The 16,553-nt window shown below is 66.9% G+C and carries 16 protein-coding genes; 10 read left to right on the forward strand and 6 right to left on the reverse strand.

The features are described 5' to 3' along the window. Positions 1-18 precede the first annotated feature (18 nt). On the reverse strand, positions 19-915 hold the full coding sequence (locus AUL36_RS04050) for a methylated-DNA--[protein]-cysteine S-methyltransferase (protein WP_062218327.1): 897 nt from the start codon (positions 913-915) through the stop codon (positions 19-21). Next, the gene (locus tag AUL36_RS04055; protein WP_062218329.1) at positions 912-1,748 is read right to left on the reverse strand and encodes a chloride channel protein; all 837 of its coding nucleotides are present in this window, start codon (positions 1,746-1,748) and stop codon (positions 912-914) included. Before AUL36_RS04055 ends, AUL36_RS04050 begins: the two co-directional genes overlap by 4 nt. A 188-nt stretch (positions 1,749-1,936) precedes the next feature. Between AUL36_RS04055 and AUL36_RS04060 the strand changes: the two genes are divergently transcribed. Together AUL36_RS04060 and AUL36_RS04065 are read left to right on the forward strand one after the other, a co-directional pair. Beyond that, positions 1,937-2,422 (forward strand): MarR family winged helix-turn-helix transcriptional regulator, encoded by a 486-nt coding sequence (locus AUL36_RS04060; protein ID WP_244497021.1) that lies wholly within the window; start codon positions 1,937-1,939, stop codon positions 2,420-2,422. A gap of 273 nt (positions 2,423-2,695) precedes the next feature. After that, positions 2,696-3,070: a response regulator gene (locus AUL36_RS04065; RefSeq protein ID WP_062218330.1), complete on the forward strand. Its 375-nt coding sequence runs from the start codon at positions 2,696-2,698 to the stop codon at positions 3,068-3,070. Between the two features lie 136 nt (positions 3,071-3,206). Here the strand turns inward: AUL36_RS04065 and AUL36_RS04070 are convergent, their stop codons facing one another. Next, complete coding sequence (locus AUL36_RS04070) at positions 3,207-3,683, reverse strand: MarR family winged helix-turn-helix transcriptional regulator (protein WP_062218332.1); 477 nt, start codon at positions 3,681-3,683, stop codon at positions 3,207-3,209. An 874-nt stretch (positions 3,684-4,557) separates the two neighbouring features. On the opposite strand from AUL36_RS04070, the gene AUL36_RS04075 reads away from it, so the two are divergent. The 7 genes from AUL36_RS04075 to AUL36_RS04105 all read left to right on the forward strand — a co-directional run bounded on the left by AUL36_RS04075 (position 4,558) and on the right by AUL36_RS04105 (position 12,249). After that, positions 4,558-4,815 carry a hypothetical protein gene (locus AUL36_RS04075; protein WP_062218334.1) on the forward strand — a complete coding sequence of 86 codons (258 nt, stop codon included), beginning with the start codon at positions 4,558-4,560 and terminating at the stop codon, positions 4,813-4,815. Between the two features lie 346 nt (positions 4,816-5,161). After that, complete coding sequence (locus tag AUL36_RS04080) at positions 5,162-6,250, forward strand: helix-turn-helix domain-containing protein (RefSeq protein WP_062218336.1); 1,089 nt, start codon at positions 5,162-5,164, stop codon at positions 6,248-6,250. Between the two features lie 414 nt (positions 6,251-6,664). Continuing rightward, complete coding sequence (locus AUL36_RS04085) at positions 6,665-8,092, forward strand: exopolysaccharide biosynthesis polyprenyl glycosylphosphotransferase (protein WP_062218337.1); 1,428 nt, start codon at positions 6,665-6,667, stop codon at positions 8,090-8,092. A gap of 6 nt (positions 8,093-8,098) precedes the next feature. Then, positions 8,099-8,893, forward strand: coding sequence for a WecB/TagA/CpsF family glycosyltransferase (locus AUL36_RS04090; protein ID WP_062218339.1), 795 nt, complete (start codon positions 8,099-8,101; stop codon positions 8,891-8,893). 58 nt (positions 8,894-8,951) lie between these two features. Continuing rightward, entirely contained in the window at positions 8,952-9,818 is an 867-nt protein-coding gene (locus tag AUL36_RS04095; protein WP_062218341.1) for a hypothetical protein, read from the forward strand. Next, positions 9,815-10,768, forward strand: a complete 954-nt coding sequence (locus tag AUL36_RS04100; protein ID WP_062218343.1) for a glycosyltransferase family 2 protein — start codon at positions 9,815-9,817, stop codon at positions 10,766-10,768. Before AUL36_RS04095 ends, AUL36_RS04100 begins: the two co-directional genes overlap by 4 nt. Before the next feature lie 5 nt (positions 10,769-10,773). Next, a complete protein-coding gene (locus AUL36_RS04105; protein ID WP_062218345.1) occupies positions 10,774-12,249 on the forward strand; it encodes a lipopolysaccharide biosynthesis protein in 1,476 nt (491 codons plus the stop codon). A 16-nt stretch (positions 12,250-12,265) separates the two neighbouring features. On the opposite strand, the gene AUL36_RS04110 is transcribed toward AUL36_RS04105, so the two are convergent. Both AUL36_RS04110 and AUL36_RS04115 read right to left on the reverse strand, forming a co-directional pair. Next, on the reverse strand, positions 12,266-13,210 hold the full coding sequence (locus AUL36_RS04110) for a glycosyltransferase family 2 protein (RefSeq protein ID WP_062218347.1): 945 nt from the start codon (positions 13,208-13,210) through the stop codon (positions 12,266-12,268). Further along, on the reverse strand, positions 13,200-14,138 hold the full coding sequence (locus AUL36_RS04115) for a glycosyltransferase family 2 protein (protein ID WP_062218349.1): 939 nt from the start codon (positions 14,136-14,138) through the stop codon (positions 13,200-13,202). The genes AUL36_RS04110 and AUL36_RS04115 overlap by 11 nt, the downstream gene beginning before the upstream one ends. A 152-nt stretch (positions 14,139-14,290) precedes the next feature. Between AUL36_RS04115 and AUL36_RS04120 the strand changes: the two genes are divergently transcribed. Beyond that, complete coding sequence (locus tag AUL36_RS04120; protein ID WP_192843775.1) at positions 14,291-15,295, forward strand: NAD-dependent epimerase/dehydratase family protein; 1,005 nt, start codon at positions 14,291-14,293, stop codon at positions 15,293-15,295. Positions 15,296-15,315: 20 nt separating this feature from the next. Here AUL36_RS04120 and AUL36_RS04125 read toward each other — a convergent pair whose 3' ends face one another. After that, positions 15,316-16,539 carry a hypothetical protein gene (locus AUL36_RS04125; protein ID WP_156418253.1) on the reverse strand — a complete coding sequence of 408 codons (1,224 nt, stop codon included), beginning with the start codon at positions 16,537-16,539 and terminating at the stop codon, positions 15,316-15,318. Between the last annotated feature and the right edge of the window lie 14 nt (positions 16,540-16,553).

The raw sequence follows: 16,553 nt of genomic DNA on the forward strand, positions 1-16,553 counted from the left end.
AGTTCCGCGCTGCGGCGATCAGTCGGGGTGGCGCAGGCCGAACTCCCAGCCCAGCATGGCGCGCTTGCGCGTCAGCCCCCAATGATAGCCCGTCAGCGCGCCCGACTTGCCGACCACGCGGTGGCACGGAACCACGAAGGACAGCGGATTGCGCCCGACAGCCGCGCCCACCGCGCGCGAGGCCTGCGGCGCGCCGATGTCCCGCGCGACGCTGGAATAGGTGTCGGCGCATCCCAGCGGAATGTCGAGAAGGCGTTGCCAGACTCGCACTTCGAAATCCGTCCCGATCAAGACGATGCGCAGTGGCTGGTCGCCCCGCCAGCGCGCCGGCGAGAAGACGCGCGCGACATGATCGGCCGCGCCCGCATCGTCCCGCTCGGCCTGCGCCTTCGGCCAGCGGCCGAGCATATCGGCGAGCGCGTGCGTGTCCCCGCCCCGCTCCTCGTCGCTGAAGGCGAGCCCCGCCAGCCCGCGCTCGGTCCAGACGGCCAGCGTGCGCCCGAACGGCCCGTCGGCAAAACCGTAGCGCAGCGCCAGCCCCTCGCCCTTGGCCTTGTGGGCGCCGGGGCTCATGGCCTCGTGCTTGACGAACAGGTCGTGCAGCCGCGACGGCCCGCTGAGCCCGACCTCGATCGCGGCGTCCAGAAGCGGAAGCCCTTCGGCCAGAAGCCGACGCGCGTGATCCAGCGTGACCGCTTGAAGAAAGGCCTTGGGGCTCAGCCCCGCCCACCGCCGCAACGCGGCCTCCAGCTCGGCCTCCGGCGCGCCCACACCCTCAGCCACTTCGCACAGGCTCGGCTGCGAGCGATATTCCTGCGAGATGAACTCGATCGTGCGCCGTACGAGCGCATAATCGCCGGGAGGCGGAACCTCCTCGAAAGCGGGACGCGGCGCGATTGGCGCATGGAGGGTCATGGGTCGGGCTCCTTTCGAGGCCGCAGCATGGCCCGCCCCGCCCCGCGAGACCACCCGTTTTTCCCAGAGATCGGCCCATCGCAGCGTCCGTTGTACAGAGACCGATCGCGCTTCGGATCGACAAGCAAGGCCTGAAACGCCATGGAGCCGGTCAGCAACGCCTGGATATTGTCGTAGCCCGCTCCCAGAACGCGGGGATCGATCAGCGCGCCGAGGCCGACCACGAGCCCGCTCAGGGCCGGCCACCACATCCAATGGAGCGGCAGATGGTGGAAGCCATCCTCGATCCGATACAGCGCGGAGGAGAGAAGCGAGGCGAAAAGGCCCGTCGCAAGGCCGAGCGCGGCAACGCCCGCCAGCATCGCGGCATCGCCCGCAAGGGGCGCGACAAGCGCGAACATTGGCTCCGCGCCGATCCATGCAGGCCGCCAGGCGATGGCCGTCAAGGCGGCGACCGTGACGGGCACGAAGCTGCGTGGCTTCCACTCGAAAAGCAGCACCTCGACTGCCAGGAGCATGGCCGCGATGGGTGCGCCGAAGATCACCGTCATATCGGCCGCCGCGCCGGCGACGAGCAGCGTCTTGCGCTCCGCGCCGCTGAGATGAAAGCATTGGGCAAAGAGCGAGCCGATCGAGACGACCGAGGACAGGGGCTTGAGCACTGCGACCTTGGGCGACATCCGGCTTTGGCCGAATAGAATGGCCTCGATGGCTTCGGGAATGCCGTGCCCGCGAATCTTGTCCGACCCGAAACGCACCATGAGGCCGATGATCAGACTGCCCGCGACCGGCACCATGGCAAGGCCACCCATCGCCGGCACGATGTCCTGCACGGCAAAGGAGCATTCGCCCTACCAGGCGAGATGGGTGGCGAGCGCGATGAGCTTCAGGAGCAGCCATGCGGCACCCGCGCCGCCCGTCCCGACGACGAGCGCCATCAGGGAGAGGGCGAACATTCGCCAGTCGGCGCTGTGATCGGCCAGTCGGGGCGACGCGACCGGGCCTGAAAGGCCGTTGGGGGATGAGAAGCGAAGAGGGTCAGAGGCGTCCAATCTATCGCACTACGATATTCCTCAAGAATGCGATCGGTGGCATGGAGCGAGCTCGAGTGATCCCATCGACGACGAGGACTATCGCGCGCTGGTGCTGTTCCGCCGGCAGTTTGCGAAGCTTCCTGAGTTTCAGCGAAGGAGCCGCTGCGGAGGCAGGGCTGACGGCACAGCCGCATCAGGCGCTGCTCGCCATTCGCGCCGCCGCCGAACGCTCGCTGCCGGTCGGGGAGCTGGCGGATCAGCTTGATCTTCGCCCGCACAGCGCCACGGGGCTGGTGAATCGACTGGCGCGGCTGAGACTGGTGGAACGCCAAGCCGGGGATAGCGACCGACGCCGCGTCCATGTCGCGCTCACCCAGGATGGGCTGGACAAGATCGAGACCCTGTCCGCCGCTCATCGCCACAAACTGCGGCGCCTTCGCCCTCTGCTGATCGAAATGCTGGGCAAGCTTTAGAAGCGGGAACAGGCCCCTTGCGGGTTGGCGCGCGGGCGCTTTGCGCCAGGGGCGTCGTTGCCGAGGCTTGGCCTTGCGCTGCATCGCCCCCCCTTTGGGCGAGGCGAAGACGGGCGATAGCCCCCTGCCCTGCGGTCCAGATTCAAGGCGGGCGACCGATCGGATCGGTGGGAGATGGATGCGACGACCGGCTCGAATTTTCGCTAGGAGGCACACGAACGAGCCCCTCGCCCTCCGTTGACAGGGGGGAGGCTACGGTCGCAAGCTCAAGGCATGTTTGCTTCGAATACCGTCGAATTGTCCGGGCGCCGTGTGCTGATCGTCGAGGACGAATATCATGCCGCCGAGGAATGGAGCGCGACCATCCGAGCCTCCAATGGGATCGTGGTCGGACCCGTTCCGACCGTGGACGCAGCGCTGGCGCTGGTGGAGCGAGGCGAGATGGTGGACGCCGCCATTCTCGACATCAATCTCGGGGGCGAGAAGGTCTTTCCCGTGGCCGAGGCCCTGAAGGCCATCGGCATCCCGATCATCTTCGTCACCGGCTACGACAATTGGATGATTCCGCAGGAATACGAGGACACGCCGGTGCTGCGCAAACCGGCCGAAGCCGACAATGTGGTCCAGCTGCTGTTCAGCCGGATTTGATGCTTCGAAGCCTTTCGGACAGTCCAACCGGATCGGATGGGTCCGGTCTTTTCCGTCCCGCTTGCTGATCAATCCGGCTTTGCCGCCGGCCTCGACGGCGTCTGGCCGTTCAGGAAAAGACGCCCGCCCCTTCTCGCTATCGCAGGCGGGACAGACGGGTCATCAGCACCTCTTCCACCTGACGCAGAGCCGCCGACATGTCCGACACCATGTCGGACGGCAATTGGCGCATCAGGTCGGCGTTCACCTCGCCCCAGACGCGGCGCACATGGAGGCGAACCCTCTCGCCCTCCGGCGTGAGGCGCACGAAGGTGCGGCGCAGGTCGACATCGTCGGCCTCGCGCTGACACCAGCCCCGGCGCTCCAGAATGTCCAGCATTTTGGAGATCGTCGATGGCCGTACGGACAGGTGGTTGGCCACCATGCAGATGCTTCGCTGCTCGCGCGGGTCGAGCGCGTCGAGAAGCTGATCCTGCCCGGCCATAACGCCGGTTTCCGCCAGCTTCAGCGAGACGAGTTGCCGGGTCGACTTGGACAGGGCGATCAAAGGCTGAAGCAGATCGACGCCGGCAACATCATTGTCGGGAATGGTATTCCTATTGGACTCTGCCATATCAATTGCCATCCATTCTTCGTCTTGACCGAAATATTCCGCAATCACCGCACAGCTGTCGACTGCATTGGGACGATATTCGAAATCATTGCAGTCACGCGAAAATTTGACTCACGCCTTCGTGAGCTCGACTGTCGTGACGATAGCCGCTCTGATCCGAGCGGAGCGTGCGCGCCGAGCCGGCTTTCAAAAGCCGAACATGCGCCAAAGCGGGCTGCAAAACCGTTCCGGTTGCGGTTGTCGCATGTTTCCAAGAGCTGGCGACCAAATGGGTTCCATCACAATAGGACAGGATCTCATGCAACGGACGACTGGTGACCTCTAGTGTCGAAGCGCCGAGCGGCAGCGAGATCGCTCCTGGCACGCCGTCGCGGCCAAGTGAGCCGGTATGGTCGGTGATGCGTACCCGTGGAGCAACGCGCGTTCGATCGGGTCGCGGCCATAGTCTTCGTCCTCGGGTGTCGACTCGGGCCTCGGCCTGTCGGCCGCCCGCTTTCGACCCACGCGACGTCTGGATGATCCAGAACCGCGTCAGCGCGCTCCCGCAGTGAAACTGCGTCCTGCGCCCCAGCGCAGGCGTTCGCGGGCGGATCGGACTGCGCAGAAAGATCGGCCCCTCGCCATAGCGCGGCCTTGCGGCTTGCATGTGCCGGATGGCGCGTCGGTTCAGCCCCGGCCGAGGCGTCGGGCTTCATTTCGAAGGTCGAACACGATCCCGCCGCCCCGGCTGCAGCGCCTTTGGAGCGGCCAAACGAATCGCGCCGTTCGGCCGCCGATGCTTGGCCCTTCGGAACGAGGTTCCTCCCGCGTCGTTCGAGCGAAAGGGCAATCCACGGCCCCATCTTCCCAGCGCGAAAGATCGGAAAGGAACGACATGGACCTCACACCCGACGAAGAACAGTTTCTGCGCGCCATGCGGGCCATCACGATCAACGAACGGGGTGAGCAGGTTTTCGTGGGCCTCTCGGCCGATGAAAGCGTGGAGTTCCTCCGGCTGACGCGCCGCAACGAAAGCGGTGAGGATTTGAGCCACGACCCGCGCTTCACCGGCTTGCGGGACCGGCACGAGGAGGCGCGCCAAAAGATCGTTGATGGCAAGGCTCCGCTCGATGGTCCGTTTCACGCGAGGTAACAAGCCGGTCGACCTCATCCGTCTCGCGGGCGGCTCTCGACAGATTGCACGCGAGGGGCGAAACATGATCTTAGACGAATGGTCGGGCCCCCTGCGAGCGGAGAATGGTCGAGAGATTTTCGTTCGACGACAGGAAGCGAAGCGCCGTCGGTGCGAGGGCGCATCGTCGGGCATTCGCGACAGTCCTCGCGGCCGGGCGAGCGGCGCGGATCGCATCGGGCGAGCGAAGAAAATCCGACCGGCCGACCCAGCGAGGATTCGCTCCGGCTCTGGAGAGTGCAACAGGCTTGCCTGACGGGTCGGTTCGCCGATCGGATTGTCGGGCAACGGGTGGGTCAGGCAAAGGATGTCGGAGAACAAGACCGCTCTGGCAATGAACCACGCTTTGCCGGCGCTTCGCATCAGCAGCCGGGGGCTCCCCGCGCAGGAGGCGTTGCGTCTGTGGAGCGGGGCCATCGCGCAATTGCGAGCCGAACTGACCGTCGACGCGTGCGATGACATCTTTGTCGACGTCTCCGCCTGGCTGATCGGTTCGTCCATTCTTTGCACGAACCATGTCTCGCCCGCCTGCTTGTCGCGGGCCGCAGAGCAGTTGATCCCTGGTCCTCAAGGCCATGTCAGCCTGTTCCATATCGTGAGCGGCGAATGGGAGGGCGAGATCGGCGGCCAGCCCGTCTCGCTCGGTGCGGGCGATCTGTTCTGCCTCGAATCGTCGCAAGGCTTTCGCCTGTCCCATTCGTGGAGCCGGTTTGTCGTCCTCGTGGTCCCGCGCGAAGCGCTGTCGAGCCTCATGAGCCGGATCCCGCCGCTGCATGGAGAGCGATTGACCTCCCCGAGCGCGCATGTTCTGGCGGCGCATCTGAGCGCCCTATCTCGCCACGCGCCTTCGCTCGGGCAGGACGAAGCGGCGAGCATGGGGCGCGGCACGCTCGCCCTCGTGTCCGCCGCCCTGCGCGAGATCGAGGACCGGCACTTGCCAGAGCGTGAGCGCGAGCCCATGACTCCGACGCTGCGCATCCGCGTGGAGCGGCATATCGAGCAGAACCTGTCCTCGAACGCGTTGACGCCGGAGGCGATCGCGCGCGATCTGCACATCCCCCGCTCCTCGCTGTATCGCGCCTTCGCGCCGCTCGGCGGCATTTCCAGCTATATCCAGACGCGCCGGCTGGACACGGCCTGCGCACTCCTGCGCCATCCGGAAGAACACCGCAGCATGGGGGAACTGGCCGAAGCGCTCGGCTTCGACAGCACGGCCTCCTTCAGCAAGGCGTTCCGGCGCCGCTTCGGCTGCTCCCCGCGCGAGGCCCGCAGCAAAGGCCTGCCGACGCTGGGCAACACGCGCACGATGTTCGAGGCTTGGCTTCAGCTTCAGCCCGCCATCCTGCCGCCGCCGCGCGATGGCACGTCGAGCGCCTTTCCGCCGGCCGAGGGCTGAGGCGGACGGCGCGTCGGGCATCATGCGCCCGACACACCCGCGCGGCCTGGCCAACCTTGTCGCTGCGTTGTTGCAGGCGCGCTGGACCTGATCTCATCCCCAGAAAAAGCTCGCCCTCATGCACCACCGTGAAACCCCAGAATACGGGGCAACAGGTGCCTTGCGCCTTTGCCTCGCGATCGAGCCAGCCGCGCAGGGCGTTCGCGCCCGCTTTTCAAGAATTCCTTGTTTTATATAGTATAGAGGACTCAATTGCGTGCGTGCTATTTTGCATAGAATCGAAATATTGTCTTCACCCATCTCTGCATGACACCCTATCCAAGATCATCATAAGACAATCCATTGTGCTCCCGTATTTTAATAGTCTCTTAACGAAGTGCGGATTGCCGGCTTCGTGGACGATGCGGGGGAAGCATGTCGACGGATCAATGGGTCGGAAACGATGTGTCGCAAGGGCACGCCCGCCTGGAGGGGATTCTCCGTTTCGAGCGGTTGAGCCACGGCTTCGCCCTTTGCGAAACGCTGGCGGTCTCGCTGGTCGCGGTGGCGACGGCCGATCTCTACTGGTCCTACGCGCTGGAATGGCACCCGGACCGCTCCGTGACCATGGCGGTCGGCGCGGCGCTGGGGCTCGGCGTCGCCGGACTGTCGCTGCTGCGCGGCAGCTACGAGCGCGCCATCGAACCGGGGCCGGGCTTTCTCTGGTCGGGTCTGGTGACGACGCTGCGGATCTTCACCGCGCTTCTGGCCGTCCTCTTCGTCACACGGTTCGACGAGGGCTATTCGCGAGGAACCTTCTTCTCGCAATTCGTCACGAGCGGGCTCGTGGTTCTCACTCTGCGCAGCGTCTTCCAGCGCCTTCTGCGCGAGCGCCTCGCCAAGGGGCGGGTCGAGCGCCAGCGCCTGATGATCGTGGGCGACGCCCAGCTCGATCCCCAGCTTCAGGCGCGCCTGTCGGCGCGGGGCTGCCATGTCGTGGCCCGCCTGTCGCTGGCGGACACGGCGCGCGCCGACGAGGCCGAAACGCTGCGCGCCATCGTAAACACCTGCCGCGAAAGCGGGGTCGAGCGCGTTCTCGTCCACACCTCGGCCGAACTGGGCGATCTCGTGGACCGGCTCCTGCACGATCTCAGCGAAACGCCGGTAACCGTGGAAGTGCTGCCGCACCGCAACAGCCCGCTCTGGAGGGCCAAGGGCGACGGTCTGGCCGGTTTGCCGGCGGCCGTCGTGCGCAACCGCCCCCTGTCGCGGCTGCAACTGCTGCTCAAGCGCGTGTTCGACTTCGCGGTTGCGCTGGGCGCGCTGATCTTCCTCGCCCCGCTTCTTCTAGCCATTGCGGCGGCGATCCGGTTGGACTCCAAGGGTCCCATCTTCTTCCGCCAGACGCGGCATGGCTACGGCAACCAGCCGATCCGCGTCTTCAAGTTCCGCTCCATGCGCGTGATGGAGGACGGCGCGGCCTTCCGTCAGGCGACCCGCAACGACCCGCGCATCACCCGCGTCGGGGCGGTTCTGCGACGCACCAATCTGGACGAGTTGCCCCAGATCCTGAACGTTCTCTTCGGCGAAATGTCGATCGTCGGCCCGCGCCCGCATCCGATCGCCCTCAACGAGACCTTCGCCAAGGAAATCAAGCTCTTCCATCGCCGCCACAACATTCGGCCTGGGATCACCGGCTGGGCGCAGATCAACGGGCACCGGGGCGAAACCGATACGCTGAAGAAGATGGCGGACCGGATCGAGCACGATCTCTGGTATGTCGATCACTGGTCCTTCCTGCTCGATCTCAAGATCATCCTGATGACCGCCTTCTCGCGGGCGGCCTATCGGAACGCGGGCTGAGCCTCGGTGCAGGACGCGACCTCTCCGACCTTTCCGCGCGAGATCGTGGAACTGGGCCTGCGCTTCCATCCGCTCACCAAGGCCGAGCTGCTGGACGAGATTTTCCGGCCGCGTCCGCCGGGCACGCAGATCGTGCTGGGCGGCGCCAATCTGCACGGGCTCTACGTCACCCATGTCGATCCCGCCTATGATCGGCTTCTGGCGAGGCCCGACACGCTGGTGATCCTCGACGGGATGCCTCTCGTCTGGATGCTGCGGGCGCGCGGGCACAAGGTGGAGCGGGCGCATCGCACGACCTGGGTGGACTGGCTGACGGACAGTTTCGAGCGCGCCGCGCGGGAGGGCAAAGGCGTTTTCGTGCTCGGCCACACGCCGGAGGTTCTGGAAACCGGCCTCGCGCTCGCGCGGGCTCGCTGGCCGAGTCTTCGGATCGACGGGCATCACGGCTTCTTCGACATGACGGGAGGGTCCGCCGAATTGGAGGCGGTTCTGGCCAGGATCGCGGCGGCCGAGCCGCATTTCCTCGTGGTCGGCATGGGAATGCCGCGTCAGGAGCGATTCGTGGACGCCTATCGCGAGCGCCTCGCGGTTCCCGTTGTCGGACTGGGCGGGGCGGCCTTTGCCTATTTCGCCGGCTTCGAGCCGACGCCGCCGCGCTGGATGGGGCGCTGGGGGCTGGAATGGCTGCATCGCCTGGCTGCCGATCCGCGCCGCATGGCGCACCGCTATCTCCTGGAACCGCCCCTGCTGGCCGGCCATCTGGCGCGCCGCGCCTGGACGCAGCGCCCGCAAAGCCCCTGATTGCGGCCCGCGACCATACCGCCCGCCCCCGATGTTTCGAACGTGAAGTGTAACCTCCATGGCGTTGCGTAATGCGCTGCAGACGATGAAGGGCCACGCCTTCACGGCGTCGGACCCGGCGGTCCGCTGGTGGGTCGACACATGCTGGAGACAACAGAGAGCCCGGTCTTGCGCCCACGGCCTCACCCGGCCGCTCGTCGTCTCCCTCACCTCCTACCCGCCGCGCTTTGCCACGCTGGCCTACACACTCAAAAGCCTTCTGGCGCAGAGCGTCAGGGCCGATGAGACCGTTCTGTGGATCGCGCATCGCGACCATGCCGGCCTGCCGCGAGAGGTTCTGGATCTTCAGGACGATGGCCTTCGGATCGGCCTCTGCGAAGACGTGCGATCCTACAAGAAATATGCCTGGAGCTTCGCCGAGCACCCGGACGCCTATGTCGTCACCACCGATGACGATGCCTATTATTGGCCAAGCTGGCTGGCGGAGCTGACATCGGAGCTGACTCTCGATGACGAGCGGGCCATTCCGTCCTTCCGCGCGCACGAGATCACGCTCGATGCCCATGGGGCGCCCCTGCCCTATGGCGCGTGGCGGCAGAACACGAGCGAGCGCAGGACGGCCCCGACCCTCTTTCCGACCGGGCTTGGCGGCGTGGTCTATGTGCCCTCGCTCCTGCATCCCGATGTGCTCGACGTTGAGGCCGCGCGCCGTCTGGCGCCGACCGCCGACGACATGTGGCTTTATGTGATGGCGCGCCGCGCGGGCCTTCAGTTTCGCAAGGTCGGCCCGAAGGTTCGCTTTCGGAACTGGACCGGCAGCCAGGGCAGCGCGCTGTATATCGAAAACGACGCCAGCGGCTCGGCCAACGACGCGCAGTTCGCCGCGCTGACCCGGGAATTCGGCCGCGTCTGGGAAACGGCATGACATCAGTCTCTGCGAACGCCCCTCGCGTCTCCGTCGTCATTCCCGTCTTCAACGCCCGCGCCTGCCTCGAACCGGGTGTGCGGTCGGTGCTGGCGCAGACGCTGGGCGATCTCGAAATCATCCTCGTGGACGACGCCTCCACCGATGACAGCCTGTCGATCGCACGGGGGCTGGCCGGTGAGGACCCCCGCCTTCGCGTCATCGCGCTGCCCCGCAATGGCGGACCATCGGTCGCGCGCAATCGCGGCCTGAGCGAGGCTCGCGGCGAATGGATCGCGATTCTGGATGCCGACGATCGGTTCGAGCCGACACGTCTGGAAACTCTCACGCGCTTTGCTGCCGAGCAAGGGTGCGACATGGTGGCGGACGATCTGGCGATCTACGACCGGGGCTGCGATGCCGTCGTGGGAACGGCCTATCCGGAGCTGCGCGAGCCGCTTGTTCTGTCGCTGGCAGAGCTTCTGCGCCACGATCTCTCGCCCGAGCGCACGCCCTATGGCTGGCTCAAGCCCGTTTGGCGCCGCGAGTTCCTGACGCTCCACCAACTCGCCTATGCCGAAGAGCAGCGATACGCCGAAGATTTCGACCTCCTGTTCCGCTGTCTAATGGAAGGCGCGCGCTTGCAGCTCGTGCCAGAGGCGGGCTATGTCTACACGCCCCGTCACGGGCCGGTCTCCCGCAAAGCCTCGAACATGTCGCAGACCCAGCCGGATTTCGGCGCGGCGCTTGGCGCCAATCGCGCGCTTCTGGCAACCTATCGCGCGCGGCTCACGCCCGTGGAGGCCGCCCTCCTCGAGCAGCGGATCGCCAGTTTCGAAGGCCGCGCCGCCTATGGCGAATTCCTTCGCCTCCTGCGCCGCAAGTCCCCCTCGGCGCTGGTTCGGGCCGCGCGCCACCCTTCCGTCCTGCGGCAGGGATTTCGCGCGCTCGCCCGCCGCTGGAAGCGATAGGTCTCATGCCCAGCCCTGAGCGCAACCTGAAATCCAAGATGATGGCCGGCACGCTGTGGAGCCTCGGCGGCTCGCTCGGCCAGCAGTTGTTCGGCTTCGTCGTCTTCGCCATCCTCGCCCGCAATCTGAGCCCGGCGGAGTTCGGCACGGTGGCCATCGCCACGATTCTCATCGACTTCCTGAACATTTTCGGCCGCTCCGGGCTGACCGACGTCCTGATCTACCGCAAGGATCTCACAGCGCTCGAACTCCACACCTCGTTCTGGCTGAGCGTCGCTCTCGGTCTTCTGGCCATGGCGCTCCTGTATGTCGGGGCGGGCTCGGCCGCCGCGCTCTTCGACACGCCCGAGTTGGAGCCGATCGTCCAAATCCTGGCGCTCTCGACCTTCATCTACGCGATCGGCGTCAATCCCGAAGCGCTGATGCGCAAGGAGTTCCAGTTCGCCCTTCTGACCAAGCGCACCATGCTGGCGACCGTCTCCTCCGGCCTCGTGGCCGTCGCGCTCATCGCGCTGCATTTCGGTGTCTACGCGCTGGTCTTCCAGCGGCTGACCTTCTCGATCCTGAACAGCGGCCTTTTGTGGATGTGGAACGGCTATCGCCCCGCCTTTCAGTTTTCCTTCGCGATCGCGCGCCGCCAGATGGCGGCAGGGGCCTGGCTCGCCGGTTCGTCCTTCGTCAACATGGCGATCCCCAAGACCTTCGATCTCATTGTCGGCTCGGTTCTGGGCACCGCCGCGCTCGGCCTCTACCGGATCGGCGCGCGCTATCTCGACCTGATCCTCGACGTGACGATCCGCCCGCTCTCCTCGGTGGCGCTGTCCTCCTTCTCGGCGCTCCAGTCGGATGCGACGGCGCGCAACCGCGCCTATCTACGTGTGCTCCAGCTGACCTCTCTCGTCATCTATCCCGCCTTCGCGGGTGCGGCGCTGATCGCCCCGGAGGCTCTTCCCGCCCTGTTCGGCCCGCAATGGACCGCCAGCATTCCGATCGCGCAGATCCTCGCCCTGTCGGCGCTGCCGCTACCCATCACCTTCCACAACCCGACCATCCTGACCGCGCTGGGGCAAGGCCGGAGCATTCTGGCCCTCAGCCTGTTCGATCTCTCCTTGAGCCTCGCGGTGGCCTTCTGCGCGGCGGGCTGGGGCGTCGGGGCAGTGGCGATCGGCTATGTCTGCCGCAACATCGCCTCCGTGCCTCTGGCGCTGCTGCTGCTCCGCCGCTCCACCGGGCTGCGCCCCGGCGAGGTGCTGCGCACGCTGCTTCCCTCGGCCGCCTGCACTCTGATCATGGTCGTAACGCTGCTGGGCCTGCGCCAGACCGCGCTGGTCGAAAGCTTCCCCGACCCGCTGCGCATCGCGGTGCTGGTGGTCGGGGGCCTGACGGCCTATGCGCTCCCGGTTCTCTTGTGGCCGGGGCTCCTCGCCGATCTCCTGCGCTTCATCAGGCGCCCCGCGAAAGGCGGGGCCAGCGCGCCCTGACAGGCGCGGAGCGGCGTCAAAGCCCGGCCATCGCCCCGCCGAAGCGCGCCGCCACATAGGGCGCGCGGCGCGGGTGATGCTTGAGCGCGCCCAGCGCAAGACGAACGCCCGTCCAGCGCCCGCCATTGCGAAAGGCCTGCGCGGCGCAATAGGTCATCAACGCGACCTCCGCCTCGCGCCTGAGACGCGCCAGCGGCATGTCGCCTGCGCCGGGGCGGGCGGCGGCGTCCGCATAGACGCGCTCCAGCGCGGGCCGAAAATCGGCGAAGCGGCGGTGTCCGCCCATCATCACGCTGGCCCCGTGGACGCGGTAGTCCAGAACATGGCGCGGCGTATAGAGAATCGGCCCCAGTGCCGCGAGACGGCACCAGAGATGCCAGTCCTCGCAAAGCGAAAGCGCGGGATCGAAACCGCTGCTGGCCGCAAACCCTGAACGGGACACGAGCACCACGCCGCCATTGATCAGGAAATTGCCCGACAGGAGCCGTTCGAGGATCAGACCGCTCGGCTTGGCGCGGCGTCGGCGCAGGAGATGGCGCCGCCCAATGACGCGCCCGTCCGCCGCGATGCGCTCGTAATCGCCATAAATGGCGACAGGCGGCTCCCCGCCCTGGACCGCCAGCCGCAGGAGATGATCCAGCGCGCCGGGCGCCAGCCGGTCGTCCGCATCCAGAAACAGGAGCCAGCCGGCCTCCGGCACAAGCGCGGCCCCGGCATTGCGCGCGGACGAGACGCCGTGACCGGGATTCGAGAGAAGCTGGATGCGCGGGTCGCCCAGAGCGGCGACGCGCTCGCGCGTATCGTCCGTCGACCCGTCATCCACCACGACGACGCTGGCGAGACACACGCCTTGGCCGAGCGCGCTCCGCACCGCCTCCTCGATGAACGCCGCGCCATTGCGCACCGCGATCACCACGGCGACGAGGGGGGAGGCCGGGGAAGACGAAAGATCAGCCGCCATGGATGGTCCGATATTCCTGATAGCGCAGGCCCATCAGCCCCGCGAGCTTGCCGCCGGCCCGTGCCAGAAGCAGAAGGCCGGCCACGCGACGCTGCGGCTTCCAGGCCAGAAGCGTGGCGGAGACGAGCCCGACACCCAGCGCGCCGGCGATCTTGGAGGTCTCGCGCAGCGGCGTGAAACTCGGCGGGCGGTGCTTGAGATTGATGAGAATGTCCGTGTTGCCGCTGCGATAGGCGCGGCGCAGCATCCAGCCGAGCGTGCAGCGGCTGGCGGGATAATCCTCCCGCACCGCCGCCTCGCGCGACCAGGCAAAGCGCGCGCCGGCCAGTTGCAGCCCGATCAGGAAGTCGCGATCCTCGCCGCCGAGCAGCGAATAGGCCGGGTCGAACCAGGGCTCGGAGCGCGCGCGAAACAGGGCCGCGTCGAACAGGATGTTGCTGGTCGCATCCACCAGATCGACCCGCCCCGTGCGCAGCGCGCCATAGGCCCCTTCCGACGCGCGCAGGACATGGGCCGCCGGCGGGCGCTCATAGGAGCGATCCACCGGGCCGCCCACGACATCGGCGCCCTCGCGGCGCTGGACGGCGAGAAGCTGGGTCAGCCAGTCGGGTTGCGGCCATTCGTCATCGTCGATCATTGCGATGTGCGACACGGCCGGGTCCTCCAGCGCGGCGCGCACCAGCACGTTGCGCGCCGCCGCCACGCCGCGCTCGTGCGCCGGCACGAGTTGCAGCGGCCAGCGATAGCCCTCGGCGACAAGCGCCGCGCAGACCGCCTCCCCCTCGCGCCGCTCCATATCGTTCTCCGCCACGATGACGCGCAGCGGCCCCGCGTGGTCGAGCCGCGCCACGGCCTCCAGGCAGCGCCGCAACGCGCGCGGCCGGCGACAGGTCGGGATCGCGACCACGAGATTGTCCTGTCCAGCCATAGTCGCCTGTACGCTCCGCACCTGTTTATGCAACCCAACGCCCTTGGGTGATGCAACCTGATGTAAATTATGCTTCCGCTAAACTCTACCTATAAGGGCATTTCCGTCCACACGGGATCGGAAGGCCGGGACCGCTGGCGAAAGAAAACCGCGTGCGCAAGATCGTCATCACCGGCGCGGCGGGCTTTATCGGGTTTCATCTGGCCGATCGGCTGCTGTCCTCGCCGAGCGGCGGTCCCGTGTCGATCCTTGGCCTCGATTGTCTGGACGATAGCTATGACATCAGCCTCAAGCGTGAGCGTCTGGCGCTCCTGTCGCGCCATGCCGGCTTCGCCTCTCGCCCGCTCGACATTGCCGAGCCCGAACCGCTGGCGGCGCTGATGCGGGCCGAGGCACCCGATCTCGTGGTGCATCTGGCCGCGCGCGCGGGTGTGCGGCGCTCGCTGAACGAGCCCTTCGCTTATGCAAGCGCCAACGTCACAGGCCATCTCAGCGTGCTCGAAGCCTGCCGGCGCATGAGCCGGCCGCCACGCCTTGTCTATGCCTCGTCGTCCTCGGTCTATCGCGGCACCGGGCTCACGGCTTCGGCCGAGACGGACGTGTCCGACCGACCCTCCTCGCTCTATGCCGCGACCAAGCGGGCGGACGAGCTGATGAGCGAGACCTATGCCGGATTGTTCGGGCTGGAGCAGGTGGGGCTGCGCTTCTTCACGGTCTATGGCCCGTTCGGGCGGCCCGACATGGCCTGCTGGCGCTTCACCGACAAGATCCTGAAGGGCGAGCCGATCGAGGTCTATGGCGGTGGGGCGCACTGGCGCGACTTCACCTATGTCGACGACATCGTGTCCGGCATCCTGTCGGTCGCCTTGACGCCGCTCCCCCTTCCGGCCGAGCGCCCGCACGCGATCTACAATCTCGGTTGCGGACGGCCGGTGCGCCTGTCCGCCTTTATCGACCTTTTGGAACAGGCCATCGGCCGGCCCGCGATCCGTCAGGCTCTGCCGATGCAGCCGGGCGACGTGGAGGGCACGTTCGCCGATATCGGCGCGATTGCGCGCGACTATGGCTACCAGCCGCAAGTGCCCGTCGAAGAGGGGGTCCGGCGCTTCGTGCGCTGGTTTCGCGCGCGCTATCCCGGCGGCGTGAGCGCGCCTTGAGCCCTTTTCCCCGCCTCCCATCATCGCGCCCAATCGACCCGCGCGAAGCTCCGGGCCATCAGCTCGTCCTCCGCATGGCGCGCCGGGTCGAAGCTTTCGCGCTCGGAACGGTCATATTTCCAGTTGGTGCTGATCTCGCGAAAATGGCGGAAGCGGAAGTCGCGGCTGACGAGGCGTGCCCGCCACCAGCCGTTGATCGTGTGCGTGTGCCACTGCGCTTCCGGCGGGCAGCGGGCGGGCACGACGGCCCATTTCGGGTTGCAGCGCATGGGATAGCGCGGGATCAGCCCATAGCGATAGGTCACGACGGGCGCGAGCTTGTGGCGATAATCGGTGAAGCGCGCGGGCGCGGCCTCGTCCAACGGGCGCGTCATGCCCTCGATCCCGAAGACCCAATCTCCGTAAAAAGAGGTGACGCCGGCCGGAGAGGCTTCCGTCGCCTCGAAGACCGAACGGCCCGAGCGCGACAGGACCAGTTCGTCCAGATCGCAATTGAGCACCGAGCGCGCGCGCTGAAGAAAACGCCAGCGCGCATCGGCGAACATGCCGAGTTGCGAGAAATTGGAGTCCCAATAGCGCTTGGAGCCATATCCGGGCGGCCCATGCCGGAAGGGCCATTGGACGACGGTCACGCGCCTGAACCCCTCGACCTCGCGAAGCGCCGCCAGAAGCTCCTCCGGCCCGTAGCGCGTGGAGCCGTTGTCATAGATCAGAAGCGCCGTCGCGCCATGGACATCGCGGTAGAAGCGCGCCCAATCCTGAAGCCAGACGAGTTCGTTGTTCTTGGACAGGGTGAGGACGACGCGCTCGCCCTCGAACGCATCGAAGCGCGGCGGGCTCACCTCGACGCGGAAGCGACCGAGCGGCCCGTCGATCTCCAGCGCCTGCGTGCCCGGCTCGACCTCGACCAGAAACTCCTCGTGCCGGTCGAGCAGGCGGTGGTGGGCGCGGCAGGGCCGGCCGGTGGGCAGCGCGGTGATACCGGCGGCCAGCATGGGCTCGCGCAGGTTCAAAAGCGCCGGGCAGAGAAGGCGCACGTGGCGCCCATCCTCGCTGCCCACCGCATCGAAGACGAGCGTGTGGAAGTCGAAGCGCGCGTCGAAATCCGCGCCGCGAAATTCCTCGGGGCGGCTCGGAATGCGGCGCACCGGCGCGTCCTCGGGAAGCACGAGGGAGCGGACCGTTTCGACCGCCTCCTGTCGTTCGGGCGGCGTGACGGACGGGGCGGGGGACATGCGGGTCATGCTCATCTGCTGAT

It is taken from the genome of Aureimonas sp. D3 (assembly GCF_001463805.1).
GTDB lineage: Bacteria > Pseudomonadota > Alphaproteobacteria > Rhizobiales > Rhizobiaceae > Aureimonas > Aureimonas ureilytica_A.